The sequence below is a fragment of the Microbulbifer sp. THAF38 genome, assembly GCF_009363535.1.
In the GTDB taxonomy this organism is placed as follows: domain Bacteria; phylum Pseudomonadota; class Gammaproteobacteria; order Pseudomonadales; family Cellvibrionaceae; genus Microbulbifer.
Genome location: NZ_CP045369.1, coordinates 2,445,863 through 2,472,826 on the forward strand (window position 1 = coordinate 2,445,863; position 26,964 = coordinate 2,472,826).

A 26,964-nucleotide genomic window follows, 5' to 3' on the forward strand; every position below is an offset into this window, starting at 1 on the left:
TCTAATCCACTTGTGAGCAATTATCCCACTAGCGGAGATATGGATAATTGATCACAAGAACAGCCTACAAATTGCAAGCATAAATACTAAGCTACGGTATGTAAGTTATGCTCAAAATTGGTTTTCAAATAACACTTCACCCAATGCTAACTGGCCACCACGTCCATTCGCTGCTTTGCTAGCCTTACCCACGACTATCATCATTCCGATCAGATAACCTTCTGGCAGGTTTATAAGCTCGGCCACTTTATCTGAGTCAAATCCAACGAGCGCGCCGGTGTCATAGCCCAGTGCTTTTGCCGTAAGCATCATGGTTTGCGCCGCTAAGCCACAGCTCCTTATTGCCTCATCTCGTTGTAATTGGGGTTTATCTCTATAGAAGTCGGTTAACATCGGGACTAAAAGTTCCCTTGCCTCTCTGGGTGCATCGGCCCAGTAGCGTTCGGGGCGATCTTTCCAGGCATTGATATCTGCACAAAGAACAATCAGCTCAGAGGCATCTTCCACCTGTTGCTGGCCCCAGGCGGCGTCCTTCAGTTGCGCGCGGAGTGCTGAATCAGTCACTCTTAGAAAGCGCCAATGCTGGATATTGTATGAGGTAGGCGACAACATCGTAGCTTGGATAAGTTGGGTAAACTCACTTGATGTCATCTTTTCAGATACATCGTAATGCTTTACCGAACGGCGAGTTTCAACAGCAGTGAACAGGTCCATAATTTCCCTCTGACAATTAATCATCTTGTGAATGTCGATGAGAGAAAGCTTATTGGGTTTCTCCTGGCTTGATAATGGGCTCTTTTGTTAAATGATTGTTGAGAAAAAGTTTACAAACTAACAATCCCAATAGGGAATGTCGCCACCAAAATACTCAATGGCAAAGTCTATAAAGGCCCGTACCTTGGCAGGCATATACTGCCGCTCAGGAAAGACGGCATAAATAGACTTAGCCGGCATTTGATATTCTTCAAACAACGGCACCAAGAGACCACTCTTGATATCCGCTCCTGCGACAAAAGTCGGCAGGCGGCCGATGCCAAGCCCCTGGAGAATGGCTTCCCGCAGCGCTTCACTGTTATTGACCTGGTAGTTACCCCTGACTTCTATGGTGTGCAGATGGTTATCCTGAATAAAATTCCACTCTTTTACATCCCTGGAATAAGTAAACATCAAACAATTGTGCTCTGTTAGCTGTTCAAGCTCGATCGGTTTGCCGAACTCTTCCAAGTACGCGGGAGAGGCACAGAGCACGCTTTGCAGAGGCGCCAGCTTGCGGGCAATCAAACTGGTATCAGGCAGGTCACCACCACGGATAGCGATATCAAACCCCTCTCCAATAAGGTCTAACACCTTATCGTCCATCACCAGATCAATCGTGATTTTTGGATAGCGCTTGAGAAACACTGGGATAAGCGGTGCCAAATGCAACCTGCCAAAGGACATTGGGGCATTGATTCGCAAGCGCCCCTGAGGCTCACCTTGAAGCTGAGTCACTGCATCCTGAGCGTCCTGTGCGGCCTGGTAAGCGATTCGGGCATGCTGAAAAAAATGCTCGCCCGCCTCGGTCAAGCTCAGCTTGCGGGTGGTGCGATGCAATAGTTTTACCCCAAGTTGCTCTTCCAGCTGACTGACCCGTTTACTAACTGCAGACTTGGATATCCTCAGCAACTTGGCGGCCGGGGAAAAGCCACCGGTTTCGGCCACTGTGACAAATACCGGTATGGCTGCAAAACTTTCCATAAACTACTGTTTCCTTTTTCTCAACAGTATGTATCTTAATTGATGGATTATCAGTTTATCAGAAACGAGTTACTCTGATCTCGCTTTTATTGAGGGAAGAGTCATGCGTGAACTTTCAAGGGGTATCAACCCTACAGCAACGGCAAGCAGCGGCACATCATTGTGGTGGGTTCACGGCTTGATGATAGCCTGCACATTACTTGTCGCTGGCTCATTTCCTGTTGGTGCGTTAATCGCCGATTCGTTACCGGCAGATTGCTTGATGATGATTCGGTTCTTAATTGCAACAGGGCTATTTGCGCCCTTCATATTTTTAAAGCATGGATTTCAGCTTCCACACCCCAAAAAGCTACTGGGTTATGCGCTACTCAGCATCCCATTGGTTATCTTTTTCTGGTGTATGTTTGAAGCGCTCAAATACACCACAGCAGTAAATACCGGCGCCCTTTTTACAACCGTTCCTGCAATGACTGCCGTTTTTACCTTGATCATCAATGGTGAGCGTAGCAGCGCCCGCAAAGTCATCGGTCTTACTCTTGGAACATTGGGTGCGGCCTGGATTGTATTTGAAGGGAGTATTACAACAGCGATAACGCTGGATCTAAATAGAGGGGATTGGATATTCACCTTAGGTGCTATATCACTCAGCTTGTATAATCCACTGATCAAGAGAGTCCACTCAGGGGAGCCTACAGAGGTTATGACATTCTGGGTTATTCTATTTGGCGCCCTCTGGTTACTACTGCTTTCATTCCCAAGTTTAAGCCAAATAGAATGGCGGAATATACCTGTCGAAACTTACGGAGGGCTATTCTATTTAGCCTTATTCACAACATTAATCAGTTTTTTCCTACTGCAATTTAGCACAATAAGAATCGGGGCGACCAAAGTTGCAGCATACAGCTTCTTGAATCCGGTATTTGTACTGGTATTGGCTACAGCATTGGAAATGACGAAATTCACTATCAACTTTATACCTGGAATAATCTTAGTATTTGCAGCCATGTTATTTATCCAAACAGAAAAACCCAAGAAAAAATACCCCTGAATAACTCAAGAACAATAGAATCAAATTGCCATCAATAGGGGCAATATTTCTAGTCGACAGTCTTTTCTATTTCATAAATTGCATCAGAAATATCTTCCAACTTAGAGGACACTATTACCTGAGCATCATGTAGACCTTGATTATAAAACCCTGCCCCCATCTCCTTTGCAAGAAAATCAATAAAGAACTCCGCTTCAAAACTGCCAATCTCCAACTCAAACTCTTTAGATAAATAACCCCTAATCTTTTCGATTAGCTCTAACTTTCGCCTTTCTTCCAGTTCTATTGTCGACATCACCTATTTTCCATCAATACACAAATTTAGAACAAACACTTAGCCCCATATGAGAATAACACAAATGTTGAGACCCTTAATGAATCCCAAATGCATGACTCCAAGTAAACAACATGTACAGCGGCGCATATCTTTATAAGCAAACCGGACAATGTTAGATTCGAATCTATTCGGATTAACTAAAAAACGGGATCAAAATGAGACTTTTTAACTACTTCTTTGCCCTGCTTATATTGGGTAGTAGCTCTGGCTGCTCAGAATCAAGCAGTGATAGATCAACAACTTCATACAGTCCCAATGCCCATACCGCCAGCAACAGAGTTGCAGATATCCGGTTCCCGGAACCTATCACAGGGGGCAATCGAGGTGGACAAGATCAGTATATTGCTTACGAACATTTCCTGACAGCTGAACTACCTGCTGAAGAAGTTGAACCTGTATTCCACAAACTCCAATTACTTTGCCAACAGGAGATGGAGAAAAAATGCACTATATTGCATTCTAGTCTCCGCAATGATGAAAAATCCTACGGAAGGATTCACCTTAGAATCCACCCCACCGGAGTCGATAAAATCATTGATCTGGCATCAAAGCAAGGAAGAGTGATACAACAGGAAACCAAAGCAGAAGATTTACAGGATGTCATTATCGACAACCAAAAACGTCTTGAAATGCTGCTCCAGTATCAATCGAGACTTATAGAGCTGGAACAAAAATCTGCGAGTGACATCGATACCCTAATCAAGGTTGCTGAAAAGTTAGCATCGGTACAATCTGATATTGAGTATTCACAAGGTAAAAAAGCTGAACTGCTGAAGCGAACTCAGATGGACGTGGTTCACATCGAGTTGCACTCAAAATCCTACACTTCTTTCTGGCGTCCCATATTAGACTCCCTATCTCATTTTCGTGAGAATTTGTCTGATGGGCTATCTGAGGCAATCACTGCAATCGCCTACCTTATACCCTGGACTTTTATCGCCCTTTTTTTATTTTATATGATTCGCATAATTTGGCGTAGAACCAGAGCTTAGCTACTTACATAACCCCATGATACTTGCATGTCTTAACCGTGCTAAAGAACTCGTAAGAAGCTTTGACTCCACAGGCGAGATATAAAAAAATCCGGATCATCTAAAATGATCCGGCTATATATTATGGAGCAGCAGCAACTACTTAGAAGTTGTAGTTAAAGCGCACACCGTAGCTCATTGGGGTAGAGAATGGGCCAGATACCAGGCCATCACTTCCATCTGCATAGTACGGAACAACTTCGTCAGTCAGGTTGTTACCAAAGGCTTCAACATTCCACTGATCGTCCGGGCTTACATACTTCACAGAAGCGTTCACCATCCAGAAAGAATCGCGGCTGTCATCAAAAGCAGAAGTATCTCCAGTGGGGAAGTCGTGCTTGTCAACATTCCAGTAGGTCAGATAAGACTCATCTTCCCAATGGATGCCTATAAACGGAATAATTGCACCGCCGTGGGCCAACTCAAAAGTATGATCGTAGTTGATGGTGAAGCTGAATTCAGGCGATACCGGCAGCTCATTACCCTTTAAGTTACGGAATAACTCGGGGTTTTCATTAGAGTAGGCATCCTCATAGCTTGATATTTCAAACAACGCCTGGTTATTGAAGTTCCAGCGACCCCAAAAGTCAGACGTGATTTCAGTCTGCATCCAGGTCGCAAATCCGCTAATCCGTCCATTAGGGTATGGTGCCCAGTCAAACTCCAGCTCCAAGCCCATAATCTCTGCTTCAGAGGCATTCTTAGTTAAGTAAATTACCACCGGCTCAGTAGTAATTTCTCCAGCGTCCTCGCCCTCTTGCTCTATAGCATAAACTGAAAATGCTGTATCTGGTGCAGCCAATTGCATATCCTGATACTTGGAGAAAAAGAATGTACTCGCTAAATTAAGCCGCCCATCCAGGAAAGTGCCTTTAGCACCCATCTCCCAAGTTACTACCTCTTCCTCACCATAACTAGTATCGATTACCTTCTGAACTATACGATTGCCGTCAGCATCAAGGGTATACTCAGCGGTCGTAGGGTCTTGCTCATACTGAATTACAACGTCACCCAACCCGCCAGACTTAAATCCAGATGCAACATAAGCATACAACATCACCTCATCAGTGAGATCATAGTCAAGGCCAATTCGAAAGTCTGATGAGTCCCAACTCTGACTGGCATCATTGTAAGTTTCTATAGTGTAAATTGAACTATCGGCAAAATGGTCAGTAGAAAAGCTATTAAAGGTGCCCTGTAAGTATGCGGGGAAACAACCATACTCTTCATCTGATTCAGTGGACCAATCACGGAGACATTTAAGGTTGTTACCACCTTCATCACTCTTCTTGTCTTCGGTATATCGGCCGCCCACAGTCAAGTGAAGTGTATCAGTGAGGCTATAGGTTGCCTGAGCAAAAATCGCCCCAGCCTCAACAGTTCTATCTGGCTGCCTCCAGAAGGTTGCATCGCTAAGCGAGGCTAAGAAATAACCGTTTAAGTCTGTATTCTCATGAAAATAGAATAAGCCCGCGATCCACTGAAGTGGGTCATCGCCTGTAGATTGTAACTGCAATTCATGGGAGTAAGAGACATTTTCTGAGTCTGTAATGCTCATACTCATATCCCAGGTATTGCGACCAGCATCAATATCAATCAGGTTGCTTCGTTCCTGAACTGCATACCCGGTGTTATACACAAACGCCATGGTATCGTTGAAATCCCAGCGGAAGTTAGAACGGAATGAAGTCATGGTGAGGTCGAGCTCACCTGGTACATTCACAGCAACAGTGTACTCGTCGGCACCGGAACCGTAGTATGTTTCACAAGTTGTTCCATCTCCACGTTGCTCGGCCTTTTCACAGTCAATGGTATTAATACCACCAGCACTTTCATCTTGATAATGCTCGGCTACGGCATACCAAGAAATGTCTTCAGTTGGCTCCCACAGAGCGCCTATACGTACTGCCTGCTGGTCAACATTTCCGTAGAAGTCTTCAGCATCAGCCTTTACCAGGGAAACATCCTCAGATGCCCACCAATTACCATCCTGAGTAAATGTACGCGCTGCATCATTAGAAAGAGTGGTCGCCCCGAGACTATCCGCTCTGATATAACGGTTGTCATACTGGTTTGCGTCGTAGTAACCAGTTAGATAGGAATCCCGGGTCTCGTTCATAAAGGACGCACGTAGAGCAAAGGTATCTGAAACCGGAATATTAATAACGCCTTTTACCAGCTCTTGATTCCAGCGACCCAGCTCAACTCCGACTGAACCTTCAAACTCGTTAATTACCGGTCTCTTGGAGATAACATTAATGGCACCAACAGTAGAGTTACGTCCATAAAGGGTACCCTGCGGCCCACGCATGGCTTCAACCCTTTCTGAGTCAAACATCATTGCCATAGCGGACTGGGGGCGCGAAGAATAAATACCGTCGAAGTGCAGACCAACAGCAGGGTCACCAAACTCGGTAGTGTTAGTTGAGCGCACGCCCCGCATGGAAATTACTGGTGAAGACTGGGAGGCATCATAGCCAATATCCACATTAGGGATAGTGTTGCCCAGATCTTTTACATTCTTAATACCCTGGCGGTCGAGCTCTTCCTGCGTAAATGCACTGATCGCTACGGGGGTGTCCATCAAATTGGTTTCGCGCTTGGTTGCGGTAACCGTTACTTCTTCCAACGCCCAGCCATCTTCTTGATTACTGGTTTCCTGTGCCCAGGCTGAGGCCACCGCTATATTGGCCATTGCAATCGCAAGGGTAAGTGGTTTTTTAATTGTCATTGATGTCTCTCCAATCTGCTGCAACAGGGAAGCCGGATTTGATTGTTATAAATGGCTAACCTACGGGCCGTCGGCTGTACGTCGGCTAGGTTAAAATCTCAAAAAGGAGAGTTCTGTGAAACTGAGATACGACGGGGCGGATCGCGATTAGGATCAATCGGACCTTTAAACCAATCGGAAGGCGATGTAGTACCCTAGAGGCCCTGCGGCAGCCGCAGAGCGCTAGTATGTTTTTCCTAGATAGGAGGGAATTTTAGAGCTTCATTTCAAGGTGGGTAACTCAGTACTTCAACGGGGCGGGTCAACCCGATCGGTTACAGAAGTATTTACCCGAAACCAGCCTGCAATAGAGTAGCGATCCCGATTAGCTGGTAGAACTTCGTGGGGAAACTCCTCGCTCAAGAAGGTCACCACCGTTCCCATTAGCGGAGTAACTTTGGTGCCGGCCCTATCCTGCTCATCTTTGTATAGCACAAGCTCACCAGCGTCTGCAGTGTTCCAGCCTGGATTAAGGTAAACGACCAATGAAAGCACCCGATTCGCCTCTCCGCGAAATGCATCGTAGTGCCTTTTGTAGTAGTCCCCAGGACGGTAATGGGCAAAATGGCTTTCAAATGAAAAGAGTCCCAGAAAAAGACGCCTGTTAAGATAAACCTGAAGCTGGCCCGCCCAGTTGAGCCAGTCTCTTCCTGTAGCAGATTCCCCGGTAATCCAACAAATTTCATCCGTTCGCACGAATTCATTCCGTAGGTAATCGTCGCCTCGCCCGATCCCTGCATCAATAAATTTCTCTGCATTCATTTCCTGTTGATAGGTAAAAAGCGCATTGGAAAGAGATTCAGGAAGCGCGGCATGGCGAATACTATAGCCCTGCTCGGTAAGATCCCTAGCGATGTGTGCAAATAGAGTCTCATCGATAGTGTTATCGCCACCGAGCGACATCAACAATTTTGCTGCTACCAAGTTATTTTCCTGCTAACAATAAGAGGTGCGGCGATGGGTGGAAATTTCGCCACAGGCACTGCTTAATAATCAATCTGTATTCTTATAGAAACAGCGTAATACCCGAGTGAGATTGCGGCCGAGGATAAGCCAGGAGCTGGAATGGGTGGCTCGGGGTGCAGGGAAAGGTAGCCCAAAGCTGCTTGAGAGTCTACGAAAGTATTGAGTGAGTCGGCTAATAAAATAGAAACCCTTCAAGAGTCCAAGCCGACTACTCAAAAGGGGCGTATCACGCCCCTAAAGATGTGATTATACCAAGACTAGAAACTATCCCCTGGCACCCTCACCCAGCCTTCCATCAGGATACGGGCACTACGGCTCATAATGGCTTTGGTGGCAACCCACTGGCCATCAACAACTTTCGCATGGGCCCCAACCCGCAATGTACCCGAGGGATGGCCAAAGCAGATGGAATTGCGATCACCCCCACCGGCGGCGAGGTTTACCAAGGTGCCGGGAATCGCCGCTGCAGTACCGATAGCCACGGCGGCAGTGCCCATCATGGCGTGGTGCAGCTTACCCATGGAGAGGGCTCGCACGAGCAAATCAATATCTTGCGCCGCTACCTTTTTTCCACTGGAGGCGATGTAGTCCTGCGGCTTGGCGACAAAGGCAATCTTCGGCGTATGTTGCCGGGCCGCGGCCTCCTCTACAGAGGAAATCAGGCCCATCTTCACCGCACCGTAGGCACGGATGGTCTCGAACATGGCGAGCGCCTTGCTATCGCTATTAATGGCATCCTGCAACTCAGTGCCGATATAGCCAATATCTTCCGCATTGACAAAGATCGTGGGGATACCGGCATTGATCATGGTCGCCTTGAGCACACCAATCCCGGGCACTTCGAGATCATCGACGGGGTTACCGGTGGGAAGCATGGCACCCTCGCCGTCCGAGGGGTCCATAAACTCAATTTCCACTTCGGCAGCCGGGAAGGTAACGCCATCCAGCTCGAAATCTCCGGTTTCCTGCACTTCACCATTGGTAATAGGCACATGGGCGATAATGGTTTGGCCAATATTGGCCTGCCAAATGCGCACGGTGCAAATACCATTCTCTGGAATTCGCGCAGCATCCACAAAGCCGCTATTAATCGCAAAGGCTCCAACAGCCGCAGTGAGATTACCGCAGTTACCGCTCCAATCGACCATGGGCTTATCGATGGAAACCTGGCCAAACAGGTAGTTCACATCGTGATCGGGCTTATCACAGGCAGACAGGATCACCGTTTTGCTGGTGCTCGAAGTGGCACCGCCCATCCCATCGGTATGCTTTCCGTAAGGGTCCGGGCTGCCAATTACCCGCAACAGCAAATTATCACGAGCCTCTCCGGGGACCTGCGCAACTTCGGGTAGATCCTGTAAACGGAAGAAAACGCCCTTGCTGGTGCCCCCGCGCATATAAGTCGCGGGGATTTTGACTTGAGGAGCAAATTTCAACATTTAAGCCGTCGCCTCTGCTTCGAGGAAGTCTTTCGCAAAGCGCTGCAAAACACCCCCAGCCTCATAAATGGAAACCTCTTCTGCAGTATCCAAGCGGCAGGTTACCGGAGCTTCAACTGTCTCACCGTTGGCGCGGTGGATCAGTAGAGTCAGCGTGGCATGGGGAGTGCGCTCACCGATCACATCGAAGGTTTCAGTACCGCCGATGCCCAGGGTTTCGCGGGTGGTTCCCGGCTTAAACTCTAGCGGCAACACGCCCATACCGATCAGGTTAGTACGGTGAATACGCTCGAAGCCTTCGGCCACAATCGCTTCTACGCCGGCCAGGCGCACACCTTTCGCGGCCCAGTCACGGGAAGAGCCCTGCCCATAGTCGGCACCAGCAATGATAATCAGCGGCTGCTTGCGATCCATATAAGTCTCGATCGCCTCCCACATCCGGGTAACCTGCCCTTCCGGCTCGACACGAGCCAGGGAGCCCTGGCGAATCTCGCCCTTATCATCGCGCACCATTTCGTTGAGTAGCTTCGGATTGGCGAAAGTTGCACGCTGGGCAGTGAGGTGGTCGCCACGGTGGGTCGCGTAGGAGTTAAAGTCCTCCTCCGGCAAGCCCATCTTCGCCAGGTATTCACCGGCAGCACTGCTGGCCAGAATGGCATTGGAGGGAGACAAGTGGTCGGTAGTGATATTGTCACCCAGCACCGCCAGCGGGCGCATGCCCTTCAAACTGCGCTCGCCTGCCAGGGCACCTTCCCAATAAGGTGGCCGGCGGATATAGGTGCTCATCGGGCGCCAGTCGTAGAGTGCGTGGCCCTGCTCTTCTGCGGCATCCCGCTCTTCGAACATGGGAATATACACATCGCGAAACTGCTGTGGCTTCACGCTCTGACGTACGATCGCATCGATCTCTTCATCACTGGGCCAGATATCTTTCAGGGTAATCGGGTTGCCATCGGCATCGTATCCCAGCGCATCTTTTTCGATATCGAAACGGATGGTGCCGGCAATGGCGTAGGCAACGACCAGCGGCGGTGACGCCAGGAAAGCCTGCTTGGCATAGGGGTGGATACGACCGTCGAAGTTGCGGTTTCCAGACAGGACCGCAGTAGCATACAGATCGCGGTCGATCACTTCCTGCTGGATTTTCGGGTCCAGGGCACCGCTCATACCGTTACAGGTGGTGCAGGCGAAAGCCACTACGCCAAAGCCCATCTGCTCCAGATCAGGTAGCAGGTCGGCCTCTTCCAGATACATTTTTACCGTTTTGGAGCCTGGAGCCAGGGATGACTTGACCCAGGGCTTACGGGTCAGGCCGAGCTTGTTCGCATTGCGGGCAATCAGGCCTGCGGCAATCATATTGCGCGGGTTGCTGGTATTGGTGCAGCTGGTAATCGCGGCAATAATCACAGCACCATCGGGCATCTCACCGGCTTTCTCTTCCCAGGCTTTAGCGATTCCACGATTAGCCAGTTCTGAGGCCGGCAGCAGCGCGTGGGGGTTGGAGGGGCCAGCAAGGTTACGGCCCACTGTGTCCAGGTCGAACTTCAGCACGCGCTCGTATTCGGCATCCTTCAAGGTATCGGACCAGAGGCCAGTCTCCTTGGCAAACTTCTCTACCAAAGCTACCTGCTCATCATCACGGCCGGTGAGCTTGAGGTAATCGATGGTCTGCTCATCGATGGAGAACATGGCCGCAGTCGCGCCATATTCCGGCGTCATATTGGAAATAGTGGCGCGATCACCCAGGGTCAGGTTGGAGGCCCCTTCACCATAGAATTCCAGGTAGGCACCGACCACGCGCTCACGGCGCAGGAATTCAGTGAGAGCCAGTACCAAATCGGTACCAGTAATACCCGGCTGCAATTTTCCGGTAAGTTCCACCCCAACGATATTCGGCAGACGCATATAAGAGGCGCGGCCGAGCATCACGCTCTCAGCTTCCAGGCCGCCAACGCCCACAGAAATCACACCCAAGGCATCGACCATCGGCGTGTGACTGTCGGTACCAACACAGGTATCCGGGAAGGCCACGCCTTCGCGCACCTGCACCACCGGAGACATTTTCTCCAAGTTGATCTGGTGCATGATGCCGTTGCCGGGAGGAATCACATCCACATTTTCAAACGCGGTTTTGGTCCAGTTGATAAAGTGGAAGCGGTCTTCGTTACGACGCTCCTCTACCGCACGGTTTTTTTCAAAAGCATCCTTCTCAAAACCGGGGTGCTCGACCGCGAGGGAGTGATCCACAATCAACTGGGTGGGAACAACTGGATTTACCTTGGCGGGATCACCGCCTTTTTCGGCAATGGCATCGCGCAGACCGGCCAGGTCTACCAATGCGGTTTGGCCGAGAATATCGTGGCACACCACTCGCGCCGGGAACCAGGGAAAATCCAACTGGCGTTTGCGCTCAATAATCTGCTTCAGGGAGTCGGTCAGTTTTTCCGGCTCACAGCGACGTACCAGGTTTTCCGCCAGAATACGTGAGGTATACGGCAGTTTGGCATAGGCTCCGGGCTGGATCGCGTCAACGGCGGCGCGGGTATCGAAATAATCGAGGTCGGTACCGGGCAGTGATTTGCGGTAATCAGTATTCATAGCTAGGTAAATCAGTTCAGTCGAATCTTTTTAAAATCGTGTCTCTTCAGAAAGTGGCTCCAGGTCGCCAACCAATGGCAACCTGAAGCCGGCACACCGGGTGTGCATCATTTCAGTAAGAAATGAAAATTAACCGCGCTCGGCGATAGGCGGTACTTCGCGCGGCTCAACACCTACATATTCAGCGCTAGGGCGAATAATGCGGTTGTCTGCGCGCTGCTCAAATACGTGGGCAGCCCAGCCGGTAACACGAGACATTACAAAAATCGGCGTGAACAGCTTGGTGGGAATTCCCATAAAGTGATAAGCGGATGCGTGGAAGAAGTCGGCATTACAGAACAATTTTTTCTCACGCCACATGACTTCTTCACAGCGAACAGATACCGGGTACAGCACTGTATCACCAACATCTTCAGACAGTTTCTCAGACCAGGCCTTGATGATCTCGTTGCGCGGATCGGACTCTCGATAAATGGCGTGGCCAAAGCCCATAATTTTCTCTTTACGCTCCAGCATGCCCAGCAGTTCTTTCTCTGCTTCATCCGGGTTGGCAAAACGCTCGATCATTTCCATTGCCGCCTCGTTGGCGCCGCCATGCAGCGGGCCACGCAGAGTGCCGATGGCACCGGTAATGCAGCTAAACAGATCAGACAGAGTAGAGGCACAAACACGGGCAGTGAAAGTGGACGCGTTAAACTCGTGCTCTGCGTAGAGGATCAGGGAAACGTTCATCACCTGCTCATGCAGTGCGTTGGGCTTCTCGCCACGTAGCATATGTAGGAAGTGGCCGCCGATGCTGTCGTCATCGGTATCTGTTTCGATCCGCACGTTGTCGTGGGTGAAGCGATACCAGTAGCAGATGATAGAGGGGAAAGCGGCCAGTAGGCGGTTGGCTTTTTCCAGTTGCTGGGCAAAGGACTCTTCCCCTTCCAGGTTACCCAACATGGAGCATCCGGTACGCATCACATCCATCGGGTGGGCATCGGCGGGAATGCGCTCTAGCACTTCTTTTAGCGCTTGCGGCAGGCCGCGCATGCCCTTTAACAGGGCCTTATATTCCGCCAGTTGGTCGCTGGTAGGCAGCTCTCCATAAAAGATCAGGTAGGCAACTTCTTCAAACTCGCAGTGTTGCGCCAGATCTTTAATATCGTAACCGCGGTAAGTGAGGCCTGAGCCGGATTTACCTACCGTGGATAACGCCGTTTTACCCGCTACCTGGCCGCGCAGTCCGGCACCACTCAATGCTTTATCTGACATCTTCCTTCTCTCCCCTAAATTGACACAGTCTCTGTGTTTATCCGAAAACCGCCGTATGAGCTGCCAAATCCGGCGGCTCATACATTTTGTAAAGTGATTTACTTCTTAAACAACTCATCGAGCTTCTGCTCGAACACGTGATAATTGAGGTAGTCGTATAGCTCCTCACGGGTCTGCATGGTGTCCACTACTGCTTTTTGGTCACCATTTTGCAGAATACTGGAGTACACATTCTCCGCCGCACGGTTCATGGCGCGGAACGCCGACAGCGGATACAGTACGATATCTGCGCCCGCTTCACCCAACTCTTTAGCGTTATAGAGTTCGGTTTTACCAAATTCAGTGATATTCGCCAAAATGGGCACATTCAGCGCGTCTTTAAATGCGCGATAATGCTCCAACTCAGTGACCGCCTCGGCAAAGATGCCATCGGCACCGGCTTCGATACAGGCCTGAGCACGTTCAACAGCGGCATCTAAACCTTCTTGAGCGAAGGCATCGGTGCGGGCCATGATAAAGAAGTCATCATCGGTACGCGCATCCACGGCCGCCTTGATGCGATCCACCATCTCCTGCTTGGAGACAATCTCTTTATTCGGGCGGTGACCGCAGCGCTTCTGCGCCACTTGGTCTTCGATATGTACCGCTGCAGCACCGGCACGAATCATTTCTTTGATAGTACGGGCGATATTGAAAGCGCCGCCCCAGCCGGTATCAATATCCACCAGCAACGGCAGCTCACTGGCCGCAGTAATACGGCGTACGTCCTCGAGCACATTGTCGAGGCTGGTCATACCCAGATCCGGCAGGCCGTAAGAGGCATTGGCAACGCCGGCACCGGAAAGGTAAATCGCCTTGTGACCAATACGCTCGGCCATAATGGCGGAATAGGCATTGATGGTGCCAACCACTTGAAGCGGTTGGTTCTCGGCAAGGGCGCTGCGGAAACGCGCGCCGGCGGAAGGCTTTTGGCTCATGCTCTACCTCAGTTTATTTTCAATGTTCTGCCTGGAAGCACGGATATGTCGGCGCATCAACAGCTCCGCCAATTCACCATCCCCCGCTTCTATGGCTTCGATAATGTGGCTGTGTTCGCGAAAAGCGCGCTGAGCCCTGGGGCTGGCCATGCCCAATTGATAGCGATACATACGAACACGGTAATAAAGACGGTTGCACAGGGTGTCGATCAACAGATCGTTCTTGGAGGCCTGCACAATACGAAAATGGAAGTCGAAATCCCCCTCTGGCTGGAAGTACGCCTTACCGGCTTGCAGCTCTTCCTGCTGCTCATGACGGGACAACATCTGGCGCAGTTCCAACAGGTCTTCCTCGCTGCGCTGCTCGGCGGCAAGACGGCAGGCCATCCCCTCAAGTGCTTCTCGCACTTCGTAGAGATCTAACAGACCGCGTTCACTCAGCTCTACCACGCGAGCACCCACATTGACCCGGCGCTCCAGCAAACCCAGTGACTCCAAACGCATCAGGGCTTCACGCAAACTGCCGCGACTGGCATTGAAGCGGCGGGCCAATTCCGGCTCGCTGATTTTGCTGCCCGCGGGAATACGCCCCTCCACAATTTCGCCGCGCAGGGTTAAAAACAGGCGCTCAGCAAGGCTTTGATGAGGCTCCCGCAGGGGGCTATTTACTCCAGTCGAACCCATAAGGTTTCAATATTGTCGACAATTTTTTGGGATGGCAGACCTTAAATCACTCAGACCTGAACGTCAACTCGAATCATTGTGAACAATTGTTGACAATTTATGGCGCAAAATGACTTCTATCACAGTAGTAGTCTTGCCTCCCTTAAGTGGGCATAATAGCGCCCGCGCCAGATACGGCATGCCCTACCACCCTGGGCGCTCTATGCTTATTTGGGGTAGGGAAAAAATCCCGACGAATGAATTTTCCAAACCCCGGTACAGCGCTCATTAACAAAGGCTGCCAGCACCCAGGTTTCAGACAGAGTTATGCCGAAGAGTATTATCAGGCGATGGCTGCCAAGCCCCGAAGAAATCCGAGCCAAGAATGGGCTCAAGTTTCTGGGGACTCTTCTTCACGATCCCAATCTATTTCACCTGAACCGTCACTCGGTTTCAGTCGCTTTTGCCGTTGGCGTTTTCACCAGCTTCCTGCCGCTACCCGGGCAAATGGTTATTGCCGCACTGCTGGCCCTATGGCTGCGCTGTAATCTGCCGCTGTCCATCATCCTGGTATGGATTAGCAATCCGATCACCATGCCCGCGATTTTCTACAGCACCTACAAGCTGGGCGCCTGGATTCTGGGTACCCCCCCGGTGGACTTTGATATCGAGCTCTCTTGGGAGTGGCTTACGGACGAGGTGGGTAAAATCTGGATGCCGCTGTTTTTTGGCTCGGTATTGGCGGGGGTTTTCTTTGCCACTGTCGCCTATTTTTCCATGCGCGCCCTATGGCGCTGGCACGTGGTAAAACGCTGGAAACTGCGTATAGAGCGCCGCTCTGCGGTCAGCAGCTGACCTTACTGTTGCAATACCTGCCAACACAAAACAAAGCCGCGGCTCCCGCGGCAATCGACAGCAGTGCCGGTAGGGCTTGATTAGTAAGGCTTCCCAGCCCTAGAGCTGTAAATGTACCGACCAGAAAGGAAATGGAAGCTGCCTTGACCCTATCTCCCGAGGCGGTTAAGGCTACCATCCAGACCACTACCAGGGCTGAGTTCATAGCGCCAAGGCAAACCAACCACAACGGAAAAATCTGCCAACCCTCGGCATAGCAAATCGTTCCCTCGCGCATGCCATCCGGGAAAAAGGTCTTTACCCGCCAGTTTTCAAATTCCAGACTTGCTATAAGAACAAGAATCTATGAGATGACTGCCGCTGGCAGCGGCAGTCACTTACGCAATATCTGTTGAGCCCTGACCAGCGCCAGCTGTTTATTCGTTGCGCAATGCCGCAGCGGGCTGCACGCGACTTGCCTGGAGAGCGGGATAGAGCGTGGCCAGCAGGCTAAGCAGGAAACCCGCGCCAACCACCAGAGCCACATCGGCCCAGGAAAGCTCCGATGGCAGATAATCTACCGGATAGACATCAGACTTTAGAAACTGGATGCCGAACGTGGATTCAAGACCCGCCACCAGGTCAGTTACCGTCAGCGACGCCAAAATTCCCAGTGCACCACCAACGAGAGCACCAACCAATCCTACTAGCGCTCCCTGACTAACGAAGGTGAGAAGAATCTGCCGGGTGCTTGCGCCCATAGTACGCAGAATGGCGATATCCGTATGCTTGTCGATCACCACCATCACCAGGGTCGAGACCACGTTGAATGCGGCAATGGCGATGATCAACAACACCAATAGTCCCACCAGATTGCGGGACATCTGAATCGCCTGGTAGAGATTACCGTGAGTGCGACTCCAATCCGTGCCGTAATAGCCATCGCGGGGCAGATCTTTCAGCAGTCTCCGCATGATCCAATTGGCCTCGAGCATCTCGGTCACACGCAGCTGTATACCAGCGCCACCTTTTTTACCGGCCAGCCCCTGGGCCTGCTCCCAGGAAACCAGCGCTAAGGACTGATCCAGAACCGTTCCCGAGTGAAAGACTTCCGCCACCTTGAAGCCGGCCACATGGGCGGCACGACGGCCACCAGAGGCTGCATCGTTGTTCGGTACGATCAAAGACAGGTAATCGCCCTGCTCCACTCCCAGTTTTTCCGCAATACCGCGCCCCAGAATCACTCCCGGCGCGGAATCATCGAGTATCGCTGGAAAGGCATTCGGGCTGAGGAAATCACTGATGTTCGACACATTAACGATGGTGTCCGGGTTGACTCCCTGCACTAACAGCGGTGTTACCTCGCTGCCGCGACGGGCAAGCGCATTCACCTGCCAAACTTCCGCTGCAGACTCCACCTGGGCATCCGCCGCCAGCTGATCGCGCAAAGCGGGCCAATCCACCTCCGCAGTGGCGTTATAGAGAGTGGCATGAGGCATGATGCCGAGAATGCGCTCACGCAGCTCGCGATCGAAGCCATTCATGACTGACATCACCACGATCATCAGGGCAACGCCAAGCACCAGGCCAATCATCGACAGACCAGAGATAAAAGAGACCAGGCCGGCGGAGTCATCGCTGCGGCGCTGGGCTCCCGCGTAACGCAGGCCGATAAAGGCGGGGAGTGGCTTAAACATGATCACCCTGGTGCCAGTCACTGAGAAGCTCACCATCCACCAAGTGCAGGCAGCGGTCCAAGGCCGCGGCAAGATCCGGGTCGTGGGTAACAATCACAAAACTGATGCCCATTTCGCGATTGAGCCGGTCCATCAACTTGTGAATCTCCCCTGCCGTCGCTCTATCCAGGTTTCCGGTGGGCTCATCCATCAGCACACAGGCCGGGCGAGTCACCAGTGCCCGTGCAATCGCCACGCGCTGGCGCTCACCACCGGATAGCTGTGAGGGTTTATGGCCAATTCTTTCCCCGAGACCCACCGCTTCCAGCATGGATTTGGCCTCGGCTCGGGCATTTGCCACACTGTGCTTACCGATCAGCAATGGCATAGCCACATTTTCCAGAGCGGTAAATTCGTTGAGCAGATGGTGAAACTGGTAGACAAAACCGAGACTGCTATTGCGCAGCCAACCGCGCTCATTGGCATTGAGTGTCGCCAGGTTCTGGCCAGCCACCCAAACTTCTCCCGTACTCGGCGTATCCAGCCCGCCGAGTAAATTGAGCAGGGTAGACTTGCCAGAGCCAGAGGCCCCCACGATGGCGAGCTTCTCACCCCGCTCTACCTGAAGCTCCACTCCACGCAGAACCTCAAGGTCCCTGCCCCCCTGGCGATAACTCTTGCGCAACTGGCGACAGGCCAGGACGGCATCACCGGGAGCCTGCGCCGGCCTCGCTTGCTCGGCGTCTATTTCCACTCGACTATTCATCAATATTTGCCGCTTCCAAATTCTAAGAAATTACTTTGCAAACCAATCATATCTATTTGATTTACAGAGACTTTATTCATATCGCAAAGCTTCAGCCGGCTCAATTTGCGCCGCCCGCCACGCGGGGAACAGTGTCGCCAGTAAGCTCATACAGACAGCGGCGGATAACACCACTACCGCATCCCCCAAACGAAACTCCGACGGCAGGTAGCTCACGAAAAATACCCGTGGATCAAATATCTTGGCACCCAGTAGATTCTCGACCCAGCTCACCATTTCGGTGAGATTGAGCGCAACCAGGACTCCCAGCAAGGCGCCACTGAAGGCACCGATCAACCCGATAGCACTGCCCTGTACAACGAACACCACCATAATCTGGCGGGATGTGAGCCCAAGTGTCCTGAGCACGGCGATATCGGAGCGCTTGTCCGCCACCATCAGCACCAGGGCTGAGACAATATTGAAGGCCGCCACTGCTACGATGATCATTAACATCAAAGTGACCACCGTCTTTTCCATCTTCACCGCTTGGAACAAGCTTCCCTGAGAATGACTCCAGTCCTCCCCACTGAACCCCTCACCGAGATTCGCGGCATAGGGCTCGACCCTGCCCAGGGCATTGTCCATATCGTCGAAACGCAGCTGCAGCCCCTGCACCTTGCCGGACATGCGCATCAGTCGGGCCGCATCCTCAACATGCATCAGCGCCACATTTTGGTCCACCTGAGCACCCACTGAGAAAACACCGGCGACGGTAAAGCGTTTGGTACGCGGGAAGATACCAGCGGGTGTTACCACGACTTCAGGCAGGGTCAGAATGACGGATTCACCGGGCATCACATTGAGCTGCTGGGCGAGGATACGACCGAGCACGATACGGTAACTGCGCGGCTGCAGCTCATCCAGGCTGCCCATCACCATGTTCTCACCCACTTTGGAGACGTTGCGCAGTGCTTCGGGATCGACACCCTGGAACTCAACTCCGTGGCTATCGCCGTAGGCGCTCAACAGGGCAAACCCTTTCACAAAGGGGCTCACCGCCTCCACATGGGGCTGCTGCACAAGCTTTTCGGCCACGCTCTGCCACTCCTGCAGGCCGCCTTCACGCTCGACAAAGCCGTGGGGCACCACGCTCAATATCCGTGTTTTTAGCTCACGATCGAAGCCATTCATGACTGAAGTCACGACGATCAAGGCAAAAACACCCAGCGCCATGCCAACCAGGGAGAAGCCGTTGATAAAGGAAATAAACTGCTGCCTGCGGCGGGCAGCGACATATCTCAGGCCGATAAAAAGGGGGACAGGTTTTAACATAGAGCCGATTTAAACGGAAAATAGTCAAGAAATCCAAGGATTTAAGCAACTTCAACGTTTAGAGAACGTTTTTAACTTAGCCCGTAGATTCTGCAGTTTTGTCTCATTCCAGCCTGGGGGCTCGGTCAGGGCTATCCAAGCGAGGGTATATCCCTCTGCAGAATAGCGGTGCCCAAAATCCTTCGGTGTCACCCCAACATTAAAGTCCGCCAACAACTGCAACATAGTGACAACAGGAAACCAGCGCAGATCCGGAGAGACATCGGGCCCCCTCGGGTGCTCCAGCCAGTCGGGCCTGCGAAGCGCCGAGCGCCAATCAAAAAAAACGATTGGATCACTGGCGTGCTGGAGAAAAGCGATACGGAATTTACCCCAGGGCTCTTGCCCCAAATAACCACCATATTGGTTGCCGAAGCGCACCACCTTCCCTCCCCTGAACTGGGGAAGCCAGGCCAGCGAGCCTGGATCGCGATTATCAGTAATCACCCTCCAGGCTTTCATACTAAAAGGGGGACCGGCCCAGAGCGCACCATCGATGGGGTTATCGATAATATCGTAGAACTCAAATGCGTCTTCAGACAGCTTTGCCCCCAAACTCAGTCCATATAGATAAAGCCTGGGGCGCTTACTCACAGGCAACTCTTTCCAGTAATCGTAAATCACCTTGAACAGTGAGCGTGCTGAGGTTCTGATATATTTATTGTCGGTAAATAAGGCGCTAGGACCTGGTAAATATGAATACTGAAGCGCGACTGTAGCCACATCACCCCGGTATAAGAACTCAAGTGAATTCACGGCACCCGGGTCTATCCAGCCATCTCCCACGGGAGTTGCGATCAACAAAATTTCCCGCTCAAATGCCCCGAGCCGCTTTAACTCCTCAAGCGCCAAGAGTGCACGTTGTTGTGGAGTATCCGCAGAATGTATGCCCACATAAACTCTGATAGGGTCTATTCCTTCTCCAGCAACCTCCCGAATATCCTCGACAGTGGGTCCAAGCGTCAGAAATCGGCGCCCTTCATGCCCGACACTGCCCCAGGACAGAAACGAGTCCGCCCCACCTGTCTCACTGGGGTTCTCAGGGGGCGGCAGGTTCTCAGCAATAATCAAATCCAGCTTTTCAGAGATGATTGAAATCGTATATAGACCCGCTTGAAGCAGCACCCCACTCAACACGCTCCAATAAATCAATAGCGCAATAAGTAACCCGGTGAGCATTGCCACTCGCTCTGGAATAACCTCTTCCAACCGAGCAGACACCGCGAGAACTATCTTACGGAAACCTTTACCGATCATCCTGAAGATTAGAAACACACAGAACGCAACAGCTCCGATCGTAACAGGGCCAATACCGGAAACCGATGGCATCCCCATTAATGAGCGCACCGAGTTCTGCCAGTCTGTCCCTTGCCAGAGAAACCCAAAAATCAGGCTGACGCCAATGAGAATCACCAAGATCCTCAATCTACGTTGTTGCTGATTAGTTAGCGGGGGATCAGGAATCTCTAAATACTTCCAAATCCGGCGGAAAAGCACGCCCAAAGAGTAGCCGATGGTGAAGGCGACGCCGGAAAGGATGCCCTGAACAAGGGAGCTGCGGGGAATTAGCGAAGGGGTTAGGCTCAGAGCGAAAAAAATTGCACCAAGCAACAAGCCAGCAAATGAAAAAGCAAGGGTTGTTCGCATCCATGCCTGCCCGCGCGACCAAGATATTCGTCAAACTAGCACAGTACCTACCCCACCTGAATCAGCCTCGGCATTTCCATATTTTCAACGCACCGGGTAGGTTCTGAGCTTTTCCCGCAGACGCTTTAGCTCCTCATCGCTCCAGTCAGGTGGCTCCGTCAGCGCCATCCATGCGAGGAGATATCCATCGGGAGAATAGCGATGACCAAAAGCCAGTGGCGCAATCCCCAGATTCAGGTCTGCCAGCAGCTGAAGCATGGTGACGATTGGAAACCAGTGAAGATCGGGCGAGACATCCGGCCCCCGGGGGCGCTCCAGCCAGTCGGGCTTTCGTAACATCCAGCGAAAATCGAAGAAAACAATGGGGTCACTGGCATGTTGTAAGAAGGCAATGCGGAAACGCCCCCAGGGCTCCTGCCCCAAATAGCCACCGTACTGATTGCCAAAGCGCACAACCTCCCCCCCTCTAAATTGCGGCAGCCAGGCAGGAGTACCGGGATCACGGTTGTCCGTTATTGTGCGCCAGATACCGGAACCAAACGGAGGCCCAGCCCAGAGTACGCCATCAATAGGGTCATCGATGATGTCGTAGAAATCAAAGGAGGCTTCAGACAATTGAGCGCCAAGGCTCAAGCCAAAAAGATATAACCTGGGGCGTGTTTCGACCGGCAAATCTTCCCAATATTCGTAGATCACCTTAAATAGTGCCCTAGCCGATTCCACGCCGTATCGGTTATCGGTTAAAAATGCAAAAGGGCTTGGCAGGTAGGAGTATTGTGTGGCGACACTAGCCACATCCCCCCGATATAGGTACTCCAAAGAATTCACCGCCCCAGGGTCCAGCCAGCCTTCACCGGTGGGGGTCGCGATCAGTAAAATCTCTCTCTCAAAAGCATTGAGGCGCTTCAGTTCGGCCAGGGCCAAAAAGGCCCGCTGTAAGGGGGTCTCTGCCGCACGCAGCCCAACAAAAACTCTGATCGGTTCTTTGCCCAAGCCGGCAACTTCACGAATGTCTTCAACGCTGGGCCCAAGTGTCAGAAACCGCCGCCCCTGATGTCCAACCGACTTCCAGGATAAAAGAGAATTGGCTCCCCCCACTTTATGTGGAGCCTCAGGTGCCTTTAGCCCCTCCGCAATAACCTGGTCGTGCCTTTCCCAAATGATTGAGATGGTATGTAGCGTCGCTTTTAGAAGTACCCCATTCAAAATACTCCAGTACAGCGCTAGCGCTACTACTAGCCCCGTGAGCAAAGCCACCCTCTCGGGGATATGCCTGGCGAGGTGCTGGGAGACAGCGAGAATAATATGCCGAAACCCTCTCCCCAATAGCCAGAAAGTTAAGAAGATAAGCAGGGCCACCGACCCTACGGTAAAGGGACCAACCCCGGAAACTGGTTGCATACCCATCAGGGCGCGCACCGAGTTCTGCCAGTGAGCACCCTGCCAGAGGAAAATAACGATCAGATAAATGCAGGCTACCAGCGCCAAGCGCTTGAGCACTTTACGCTGCCCGTGGTTCAGAGGAATGTCGGGAAGCTCAAGGTAGTTCCACAGCCAGTGCAAAAACACACCGATGACATAGCCGAAAGTGAATGATGTTCCCGCCAGAGCCCCCTGTATTAAGGTACTGCGTGGAGTCAGCGAGGGAGTGAGGGATAGAGCAAAGAGAATGGCGCCTAGCAATAGCCCCAGAACTGAGAAGGTTTTTGAGAGTCGCATCCATGCTCGCCCGCAGGACCAAGGCCAGTTGTCAGCCTAGCACACACGTTCACAGCCCTCGCGAACCTTTTTCCCTCTTCAAGGCGCCTTCAACGGTATAAAAACGTGAAGAAGTCCAAGTGTTTTGGCATTTTTTCTGTTCTAATGGCCTGGCGTATTCGAACACTTAAATCGGAGAACAATAAATGTTCAGCAGAAATCGCAACGGAGTGGCCCGAATTGCTGGTACCGTGGCACTTCTTTTGGCATTTGGCGCTCAGGCAAAACCCCTGGAGATTCCTGTGGGCTCCCAGGGCAGTGAGCTGTCCTTTGGTGAGGCTCGCGGAATGAAGAAAAACGATATCAGCACGCGCCTGGGTGAGCCCCTCAGTATCAAGGGCCCAATTGGTGAGCCCGCTATTACCCGCTGGGAATACAGCGACTTCTATGTCTTTTTCGAACGGGATACTGTGCTCCACACGGTGAAAAAGCCGCGCGGCTGAGATTGTATTGCATTGGGCTAGGCGTCAAATTCTTACCTAGCCCCTCCTCCCTTTCTTTGGCGAACAGCCCTGTTCCCCCTCCCCGGTACCTAAGGGACTGGATTTCCCCTCGGCAAAAGGTCAATATGCCCGCCGTAACTTCACCTTGGTGGAGTGGTCAGCTTTTAGGCAAGTTGACAGAACACCACCTTCAGGACCAGCGAGAAACCGATAGAAAATGACAGTAAAAGTCGAATCCGTAGATAGCCTATTGAAATCCAGCGGCCGCGAGGGCGAAGAAGTTCGCGTGCAAGGCTGGATCAGAACCCGTCGCGACTCCAAAGCCGGCCTTTCTTTCCTGGCGGTGCACGACGGCAGCTGCTTTGACCCTATTCAAGTAGTTGCAGAGAATCACCTGCACAATTACCAGTCTGAAGTACAGCGCCTGACCACCGGCTGCGCGGTGGATATTATTGGCACCATCAAGCCTTCAGAAGGCAAGGGCCAATCGATTGAGTTGTTAGCTACCGAAGTTCAAGTGGTCGGCTGGGTGGAAGACCCGGACACCTATCCTATGTCCCCCAAGCGCCACACCATGGAGCACCTGCGCGAACATGCGCACCTGCGCGTTCGCACCAATGTCAGCGGCGCGGTGGCCCGTGTGCGCAACTGTATTGCCCAGGCAATTCACCGCTTCTACCACGAGAACGGCTTTAACTACGTACACACGCCCATTCTCACCGCCTCAGATTGTGAAGGTGCCGGTGAAATGTTCCGGGTCAGTACCCTGGACATGGAAAACCTGCCGCGCAACGAGCAGGGTGCCATTGATTACAGCAAGGACTTTTTCGGCGAAGAGAGCTTCCTCACCGTATCCGGCCAGCTGAATGTGGAGAGCTACTGCTTAGCTCTGTCCAAGGTTTACACCTTTGGCCCCACTTTCCGTGCGGAAAACTCCAACACTACCCGCCACCTGGCCGAATTCTGGATGGTTGAGCCGGAAGTCGCCTTTGCCGACTTGGCCGATATCGCCGATCTGTCTGAGCAAATGCTGAAATACGTATCCAAAGCGGTGCTCGAAGAGCGCGCCGACGATATGGCCTTCTTCGCCCAGCGTATCGATAAAGAGGCCATTAGCCGCCTGGAGAACATCATCGGAAATGATTTCGCCCGCATCAACTACTCCGATGCCATCGAAATTCTGGAAAACTGCAACGAGAAGTTCGAGTTCCCTGTATCCTGGGGCATCGACCTGGCCTCCGAGCACGAGCGCTACCTGGCCGAAAAGCACTTTAAGAAGCCGGTTATTGTTCTGAACTATCCGAAGGACATCAAAGCCTTCTATATGCGCATGAACGACGACGGCAAAACCGTGGCCGCCATGGATGTACTGGCTCCCGGTATCGGTGAAATTATCGGTGGTGCCCAGCGTGAAGAACGACTGGAAAAGCTCGACGAGCGCATGGACGAAATGAACATCCCCAAAGAGCACCTCGATTGGTACCGCGACCTGCGCCGCTACGGCACAGTGCCTCACGCGGGCTTCGGTCTGGGCTTCGATCGTATCGTCTCCTACGTGACCGGTATGGGTAACATCCGCGATGTTATTCCCTTCCCCCGCACACCCAAGAACATCTCGTTCTGATGAAAAAGCCCCGCTCTGCGGGGCTTTTTTCTTGCACTGGCAAAAAGCTCACTCCCGATCAGGTCGATAGGCCTATCGCCGATGCAATAATGTCATCACTGGCCTTCTCACTGATCATATAGACCGGCACTACAATAAAGAAGCCGGGAATACGCGGAAATACCGAAGCGTCTACCACTCGCAAATTATTGGTGCCATGCACACGGAATTTACTATCGACCACAGCCATAGGGTCGCTGGACGGTCCCATTTTGTTTGAGCAGGAAGCGTGATGTCCCCACGCCTGATTTTTCACAAACTGACCAATCTGCTGATCGGTCTGTGCCTCACTACCGGGCAATAGCTCTTTGGATACACGCTTGCTAACAATCGGGCCGGACATAATATCCCGGGAAATTTTTACTCCCTCGACCACCGCCTGCAGATCCTCCTCAAAGGCCCCACTCCCCTCATCAAAATAGTGAAAATTAATTTCCGGAGTATCTTGCGGATTTGCTGAACGCAAAGTTACCCGCCCAGCAGTATTATTGGTGTGACCTTTAAGTACAATCCAGGAAAAGCGATCTTTGTACTCCCTCAACGCCTGGGAATAACCTGGGAAGTAACCATGAAAGTCAGAGGGCGCGCCAAAAATAAACAAATCAGGATCTGGTAAATCGGGGCGAGAGCGCTTCACCAAGGACAGTACAGGGCCATTGCCACTATAAGGACCTTTATTCAACCAGCCGTAGCGATATCGGTTTAAACAGGGGTCGCCCTGCTCGCCCCAGGTACAATCTTTGAGCAGTGCCAGATCCTCAGCCATCTCACTCACGACGCCCACCTCGTAGCGATCCTGCAGGTTTTCACCGACACCAGGCAAATCTACTACCTGATCAATACCATGCTGGAGCAGCTCTTGGCTTGGGCCAATTCCAGATAACTTCAATAGTTGAGGGCTGTTAAATGCACCTCCAGACAGAATCACTTCCCTACTGGCCCTTACCTGGCGCATTACGCCAGCCGAGCCCGAACCATCATGATAGGGGTCCGCCTGATAGAGACTCGCCCCTTCCATAAACTCCACACCAACAGCTGTTTTTCCATCAAACATCACCCGGGTTGCCAATGCATTGGTGCGTATATGCAACAGGCTCGGATAGATACTTTGGGTGTCCAAAAGGTGCTCGCGGACACTCTTGCGACGACTTCTACTATCTGCAGCCATCGGGGCAATAAAAGGACCTTCCTGCCCTGAGGCTACATCCCAGTGATTTATATCCAAGCGCAGGTTGCCTGAAATAATCTGTTCGAGAGCGCCCTCTAACCCATATTTCGCCAACGCCGCCTTGACAATTTTTAATATCGCCGGGTCTTCCAGCAATAAAGCAGGGTTACCTCTATTGGTAGGCAACCATCCATCAAAGCCATGGCGAGAGGGGTTCGAAAAAATGGGACGGGGAATATACTGGCAACGTTCAAGCCGCTCAAAATATCGCCGCATATTGCCGCTTGCCCAACTACTATCCCCGGTGGCCTGGGCGATGCGATCAAAGTCATTATTATGAGGATAAACTGTAATCAGCGCATGATGTGTGGTGCAGCCACCTATGGTACTGGCCCGAGGATATAAAATACCTTTGCCCGGGATATATTTGTCATCCAACTGCTGTTGATTGATATCCCCATAGTGTTTAACGAAAAAGTCCCAGCTCAGCTTGCGGTCCTCGGATGCAAATGGGTGCCAGGCGGGAATATTATGAGTGTCATCACTAGGGTCATTAGCACCAGCTTCAAGCACCAATACTGAAAAACCGGCTCTTGCGAGGTTTGCTGCCAGCGGTCCGCCACCTGCGCCTGAACCAACTATCACATAATCGTAAGTATCATAAAACTGGTTGGAACTGCCTGAAAATGCTGAGCCCAATCCGGAAGTAACAGCCCCAGCCGCCAAACCCGCTTGAATAGCGCGCTTGGTAAAAGTTCTTCGGCTAACGCCTTCCGTACCCTTTCTTTTGTCGGGTGTTTTTTTTCTATCCATACTGGTTATTCGCTCTAACG

Annotated in this window: 21 protein-coding genes; 5 read left to right on the forward strand and 16 right to left on the reverse strand. The window is 51.8% G+C overall.

Features of this window, described 5'->3' with window-relative positions:
- Positions 1-111: 111 nt before the first annotated feature.
- Positions 112-714, reverse strand: a complete 603-nt coding sequence (locus FIU95_RS10365) for a nitroreductase family protein (RefSeq protein ID WP_152453700.1) — start codon at positions 712-714, stop codon at positions 112-114.
- 117 nt (positions 715-831) lie between these two features.
- Positions 832-1,737 (reverse strand): LysR family transcriptional regulator, encoded by a 906-nt coding sequence (locus FIU95_RS10370; protein ID WP_152453701.1) that lies wholly within the window; start codon positions 1,735-1,737, stop codon positions 832-834.
- Positions 1,738-1,840: 103 nt separating this feature from the next.
- Between FIU95_RS10370 and FIU95_RS10375 the strand changes: the two genes are divergently transcribed.
- Positions 1,841-2,785, forward strand: a complete 945-nt coding sequence (locus tag FIU95_RS10375; protein ID WP_152453702.1) for a DMT family transporter — start codon at positions 1,841-1,843, stop codon at positions 2,783-2,785.
- A gap of 49 nt (positions 2,786-2,834) precedes the next feature.
- Here FIU95_RS10375 and FIU95_RS10380 read toward each other — a convergent pair whose 3' ends face one another.
- Positions 2,835-3,080 carry a DUF2164 domain-containing protein gene (locus FIU95_RS10380; protein WP_152453703.1) on the reverse strand — a complete coding sequence of 82 codons (246 nt, stop codon included), beginning with the start codon at positions 3,078-3,080 and terminating at the stop codon, positions 2,835-2,837.
- Positions 3,081-3,277: 197 nt separating this feature from the next.
- Here FIU95_RS10380 and FIU95_RS10385 point away from each other — a divergent pair, with 197 nt between their 5' ends.
- A complete protein-coding gene (locus FIU95_RS10385; RefSeq protein ID WP_152453704.1) occupies positions 3,278-4,114 on the forward strand; it encodes a DUF4349 domain-containing protein in 837 nt (278 codons plus the stop codon).
- 142 nt (positions 4,115-4,256) lie between these two features.
- Here FIU95_RS10385 and FIU95_RS10390 read toward each other — a convergent pair whose 3' ends face one another.
- The 7 genes from FIU95_RS10390 to FIU95_RS10420 form a co-directional block, all read right to left on the reverse strand.
- Complete coding sequence (locus FIU95_RS10390) at positions 4,257-6,884, reverse strand: TonB-dependent receptor (protein ID WP_152453705.1); 2,628 nt, start codon at positions 6,882-6,884, stop codon at positions 4,257-4,259.
- Positions 6,885-7,172: 288 nt separating this feature from the next.
- Positions 7,173-7,847 (reverse strand): 2OG-Fe(II) oxygenase, encoded by a 675-nt coding sequence (locus FIU95_RS10395; protein ID WP_253868556.1) that lies wholly within the window; start codon positions 7,845-7,847, stop codon positions 7,173-7,175.
- 299 nt (positions 7,848-8,146) lie between these two features.
- A complete protein-coding gene (prpF, locus tag FIU95_RS10400) occupies positions 8,147-9,328 on the reverse strand; it encodes a 2-methylaconitate cis-trans isomerase PrpF (RefSeq protein ID WP_253868557.1) in 1,182 nt (393 codons plus the stop codon).
- Entirely contained in the window at positions 9,329-11,926 is a 2,598-nt protein-coding gene (acnD, locus tag FIU95_RS10405; RefSeq protein ID WP_152453706.1) for a Fe/S-dependent 2-methylisocitrate dehydratase AcnD, read from the reverse strand.
- Positions 11,927-12,055: 129 nt separating this feature from the next.
- Positions 12,056-13,183, reverse strand: coding sequence for a 2-methylcitrate synthase (gene prpC, locus FIU95_RS10410; RefSeq protein WP_152453707.1), 1,128 nt, complete (start codon positions 13,181-13,183; stop codon positions 12,056-12,058).
- Positions 13,184-13,281: 98 nt separating this feature from the next.
- Positions 13,282-14,160 (reverse strand): methylisocitrate lyase, encoded by an 879-nt coding sequence (gene prpB / locus FIU95_RS10415; RefSeq protein ID WP_152453708.1) that lies wholly within the window; start codon positions 14,158-14,160, stop codon positions 13,282-13,284.
- A 3-nt stretch (positions 14,161-14,163) separates the two neighbouring features.
- Positions 14,164-14,844 (reverse strand): GntR family transcriptional regulator, encoded by a 681-nt coding sequence (locus tag FIU95_RS10420; RefSeq protein WP_152453709.1) that lies wholly within the window; start codon positions 14,842-14,844, stop codon positions 14,164-14,166.
- Positions 14,845-15,150: 306 nt separating this feature from the next.
- On the opposite strand from FIU95_RS10420, the gene FIU95_RS10425 reads away from it, so the two are divergent.
- Complete coding sequence (locus FIU95_RS10425; RefSeq protein WP_152453710.1) at positions 15,151-15,678, forward strand: DUF2062 domain-containing protein; 528 nt, start codon at positions 15,151-15,153, stop codon at positions 15,676-15,678.
- 416 nt (positions 15,679-16,094) lie between these two features.
- Here the strand turns inward: FIU95_RS10425 and FIU95_RS10430 are convergent, their stop codons facing one another.
- The 5 genes from FIU95_RS10430 to FIU95_RS10450 form a co-directional block, all read right to left on the reverse strand.
- The gene (locus FIU95_RS10430) at positions 16,095-17,354 is read right to left on the reverse strand and encodes a lipoprotein-releasing ABC transporter permease subunit (protein ID WP_152453711.1); all 1,260 of its coding nucleotides are present in this window, start codon (positions 17,352-17,354) and stop codon (positions 16,095-16,097) included.
- Entirely contained in the window at positions 17,347-18,099 is a 753-nt protein-coding gene (gene lolD, locus FIU95_RS10435) for a lipoprotein-releasing ABC transporter ATP-binding protein LolD (RefSeq protein ID WP_152453712.1), read from the reverse strand. The genes FIU95_RS10430 and lolD overlap by 8 nt, the downstream gene beginning before the upstream one ends.
- Positions 18,100-18,171: 72 nt before the next feature.
- Positions 18,172-19,413 carry a lipoprotein-releasing ABC transporter permease subunit gene (locus tag FIU95_RS10440; protein WP_152453713.1) on the reverse strand — a complete coding sequence of 414 codons (1,242 nt, stop codon included), beginning with the start codon at positions 19,411-19,413 and terminating at the stop codon, positions 18,172-18,174.
- A 51-nt stretch (positions 19,414-19,464) separates the two neighbouring features.
- Positions 19,465-21,099: an alpha/beta-hydrolase family protein gene (locus FIU95_RS10445; RefSeq protein WP_152453714.1), complete on the reverse strand. Its 1,635-nt coding sequence runs from the start codon at positions 21,097-21,099 to the stop codon at positions 19,465-19,467.
- Between the two features lie 84 nt (positions 21,100-21,183).
- A complete protein-coding gene (locus FIU95_RS10450; protein WP_152453715.1) occupies positions 21,184-22,818 on the reverse strand; it encodes an alpha/beta-hydrolase family protein in 1,635 nt (544 codons plus the stop codon).
- 185 nt (positions 22,819-23,003) lie between these two features.
- Here FIU95_RS10450 and FIU95_RS10455 point away from each other — a divergent pair, with 185 nt between their 5' ends.
- Together FIU95_RS10455 and asnS are read left to right on the forward strand one after the other, a co-directional pair.
- Positions 23,004-23,300 carry a hypothetical protein gene (locus FIU95_RS10455; RefSeq protein WP_152453716.1) on the forward strand — a complete coding sequence of 99 codons (297 nt, stop codon included), beginning with the start codon at positions 23,004-23,006 and terminating at the stop codon, positions 23,298-23,300.
- 217 nt (positions 23,301-23,517) lie between these two features.
- Complete coding sequence (gene asnS / locus FIU95_RS10460; protein ID WP_152453717.1) at positions 23,518-24,924, forward strand: asparagine--tRNA ligase; 1,407 nt, start codon at positions 23,518-23,520, stop codon at positions 24,922-24,924.
- Between the two features lie 58 nt (positions 24,925-24,982).
- Here the strand turns inward: asnS and FIU95_RS10465 are convergent, their stop codons facing one another.
- Entirely contained in the window at positions 24,983-26,944 is a 1,962-nt protein-coding gene (locus FIU95_RS10465; RefSeq protein ID WP_152453718.1) for a GMC family oxidoreductase, read from the reverse strand.
- Between the last annotated feature and the right edge of the window lie 20 nt (positions 26,945-26,964).

What these genes read in the sequence shown, in the direction of transcription:
- FIU95_RS10365 (WP_152453700.1), bottom strand. Translation starts at nt 714, where the DNA reads ATGGACCTGTTCACTGCTGTTGAAACTCGCCGTTCGGTAAAGCATTAC.
- FIU95_RS10370 (WP_152453701.1), bottom strand. Translation starts at nt 1,737, where the DNA reads ATGGAAAGTTTTGCAGCCATACCGGTATTTGTCACAGTGGCCGAAACC.
- FIU95_RS10375 (WP_152453702.1), top strand. Translation starts at nt 1,841, where the DNA reads ATGCGTGAACTTTCAAGGGGTATCAACCCTACAGCAACGGCAAGCAGC.
- FIU95_RS10380 (WP_152453703.1), bottom strand. Translation starts at nt 3,080, where the DNA reads ATGTCGACAATAGAACTGGAAGAAAGGCGAAAGTTAGAGCTAATCGAA.
- FIU95_RS10385 (WP_152453704.1), top strand. Translation starts at nt 3,278, where the DNA reads ATGAGACTTTTTAACTACTTCTTTGCCCTGCTTATATTGGGTAGTAGC.
- FIU95_RS10390 (WP_152453705.1), bottom strand. Translation starts at nt 6,884, where the DNA reads ATGACAATTAAAAAACCACTTACCCTTGCGATTGCAATGGCCAATATA.
- prpF (WP_253868557.1), bottom strand. Translation starts at nt 9,328, where the DNA reads ATGTTGAAATTTGCTCCTCAAGTCAAAATCCCCGCGACTTATATGCGC.
- acnD (WP_152453706.1), bottom strand. Translation starts at nt 11,926, where the DNA reads ATGAATACTGATTACCGCAAATCACTGCCCGGTACCGACCTCGATTAT.
- prpC (WP_152453707.1), bottom strand. Translation starts at nt 13,183, where the DNA reads ATGTCAGATAAAGCATTGAGTGGTGCCGGACTGCGCGGCCAGGTAGCG.
- prpB (WP_152453708.1), bottom strand. Translation starts at nt 14,160, where the DNA reads ATGAGCCAAAAGCCTTCCGCCGGCGCGCGTTTCCGCAGCGCCCTTGCC.
- FIU95_RS10420 (WP_152453709.1), bottom strand. Translation starts at nt 14,844, where the DNA reads ATGGGTTCGACTGGAGTAAATAGCCCCCTGCGGGAGCCTCATCAAAGC.
- FIU95_RS10425 (WP_152453710.1), top strand. Translation starts at nt 15,151, where the DNA reads ATGCCGAAGAGTATTATCAGGCGATGGCTGCCAAGCCCCGAAGAAATC.
- FIU95_RS10430 (WP_152453711.1), bottom strand. Translation starts at nt 17,354, where the DNA reads ATGTTTAAGCCACTCCCCGCCTTTATCGGCCTGCGTTACGCGGGAGCC.
- lolD (WP_152453712.1), bottom strand. Translation starts at nt 18,099, where the DNA reads ATGAATAGTCGAGTGGAAATAGACGCCGAGCAAGCGAGGCCGGCGCAG.
- FIU95_RS10440 (WP_152453713.1), bottom strand. Translation starts at nt 19,413, where the DNA reads ATGTTAAAACCTGTCCCCCTTTTTATCGGCCTGAGATATGTCGCTGCC.
- FIU95_RS10445 (WP_152453714.1), bottom strand. Translation starts at nt 21,099, where the DNA reads ATGCGAACAACCCTTGCTTTTTCATTTGCTGGCTTGTTGCTTGGTGCA.
- FIU95_RS10450 (WP_152453715.1), bottom strand. Translation starts at nt 22,818, where the DNA reads ATGCGACTCTCAAAAACCTTCTCAGTTCTGGGGCTATTGCTAGGCGCC.
- FIU95_RS10455 (WP_152453716.1), top strand. Translation starts at nt 23,004, where the DNA reads ATGTTCAGCAGAAATCGCAACGGAGTGGCCCGAATTGCTGGTACCGTG.
- asnS (WP_152453717.1), top strand. Translation starts at nt 23,518, where the DNA reads ATGACAGTAAAAGTCGAATCCGTAGATAGCCTATTGAAATCCAGCGGC.
- FIU95_RS10465 (WP_152453718.1), bottom strand. Translation starts at nt 26,944, where the DNA reads ATGGATAGAAAAAAAACACCCGACAAAAGAAAGGGTACGGAAGGCGTT.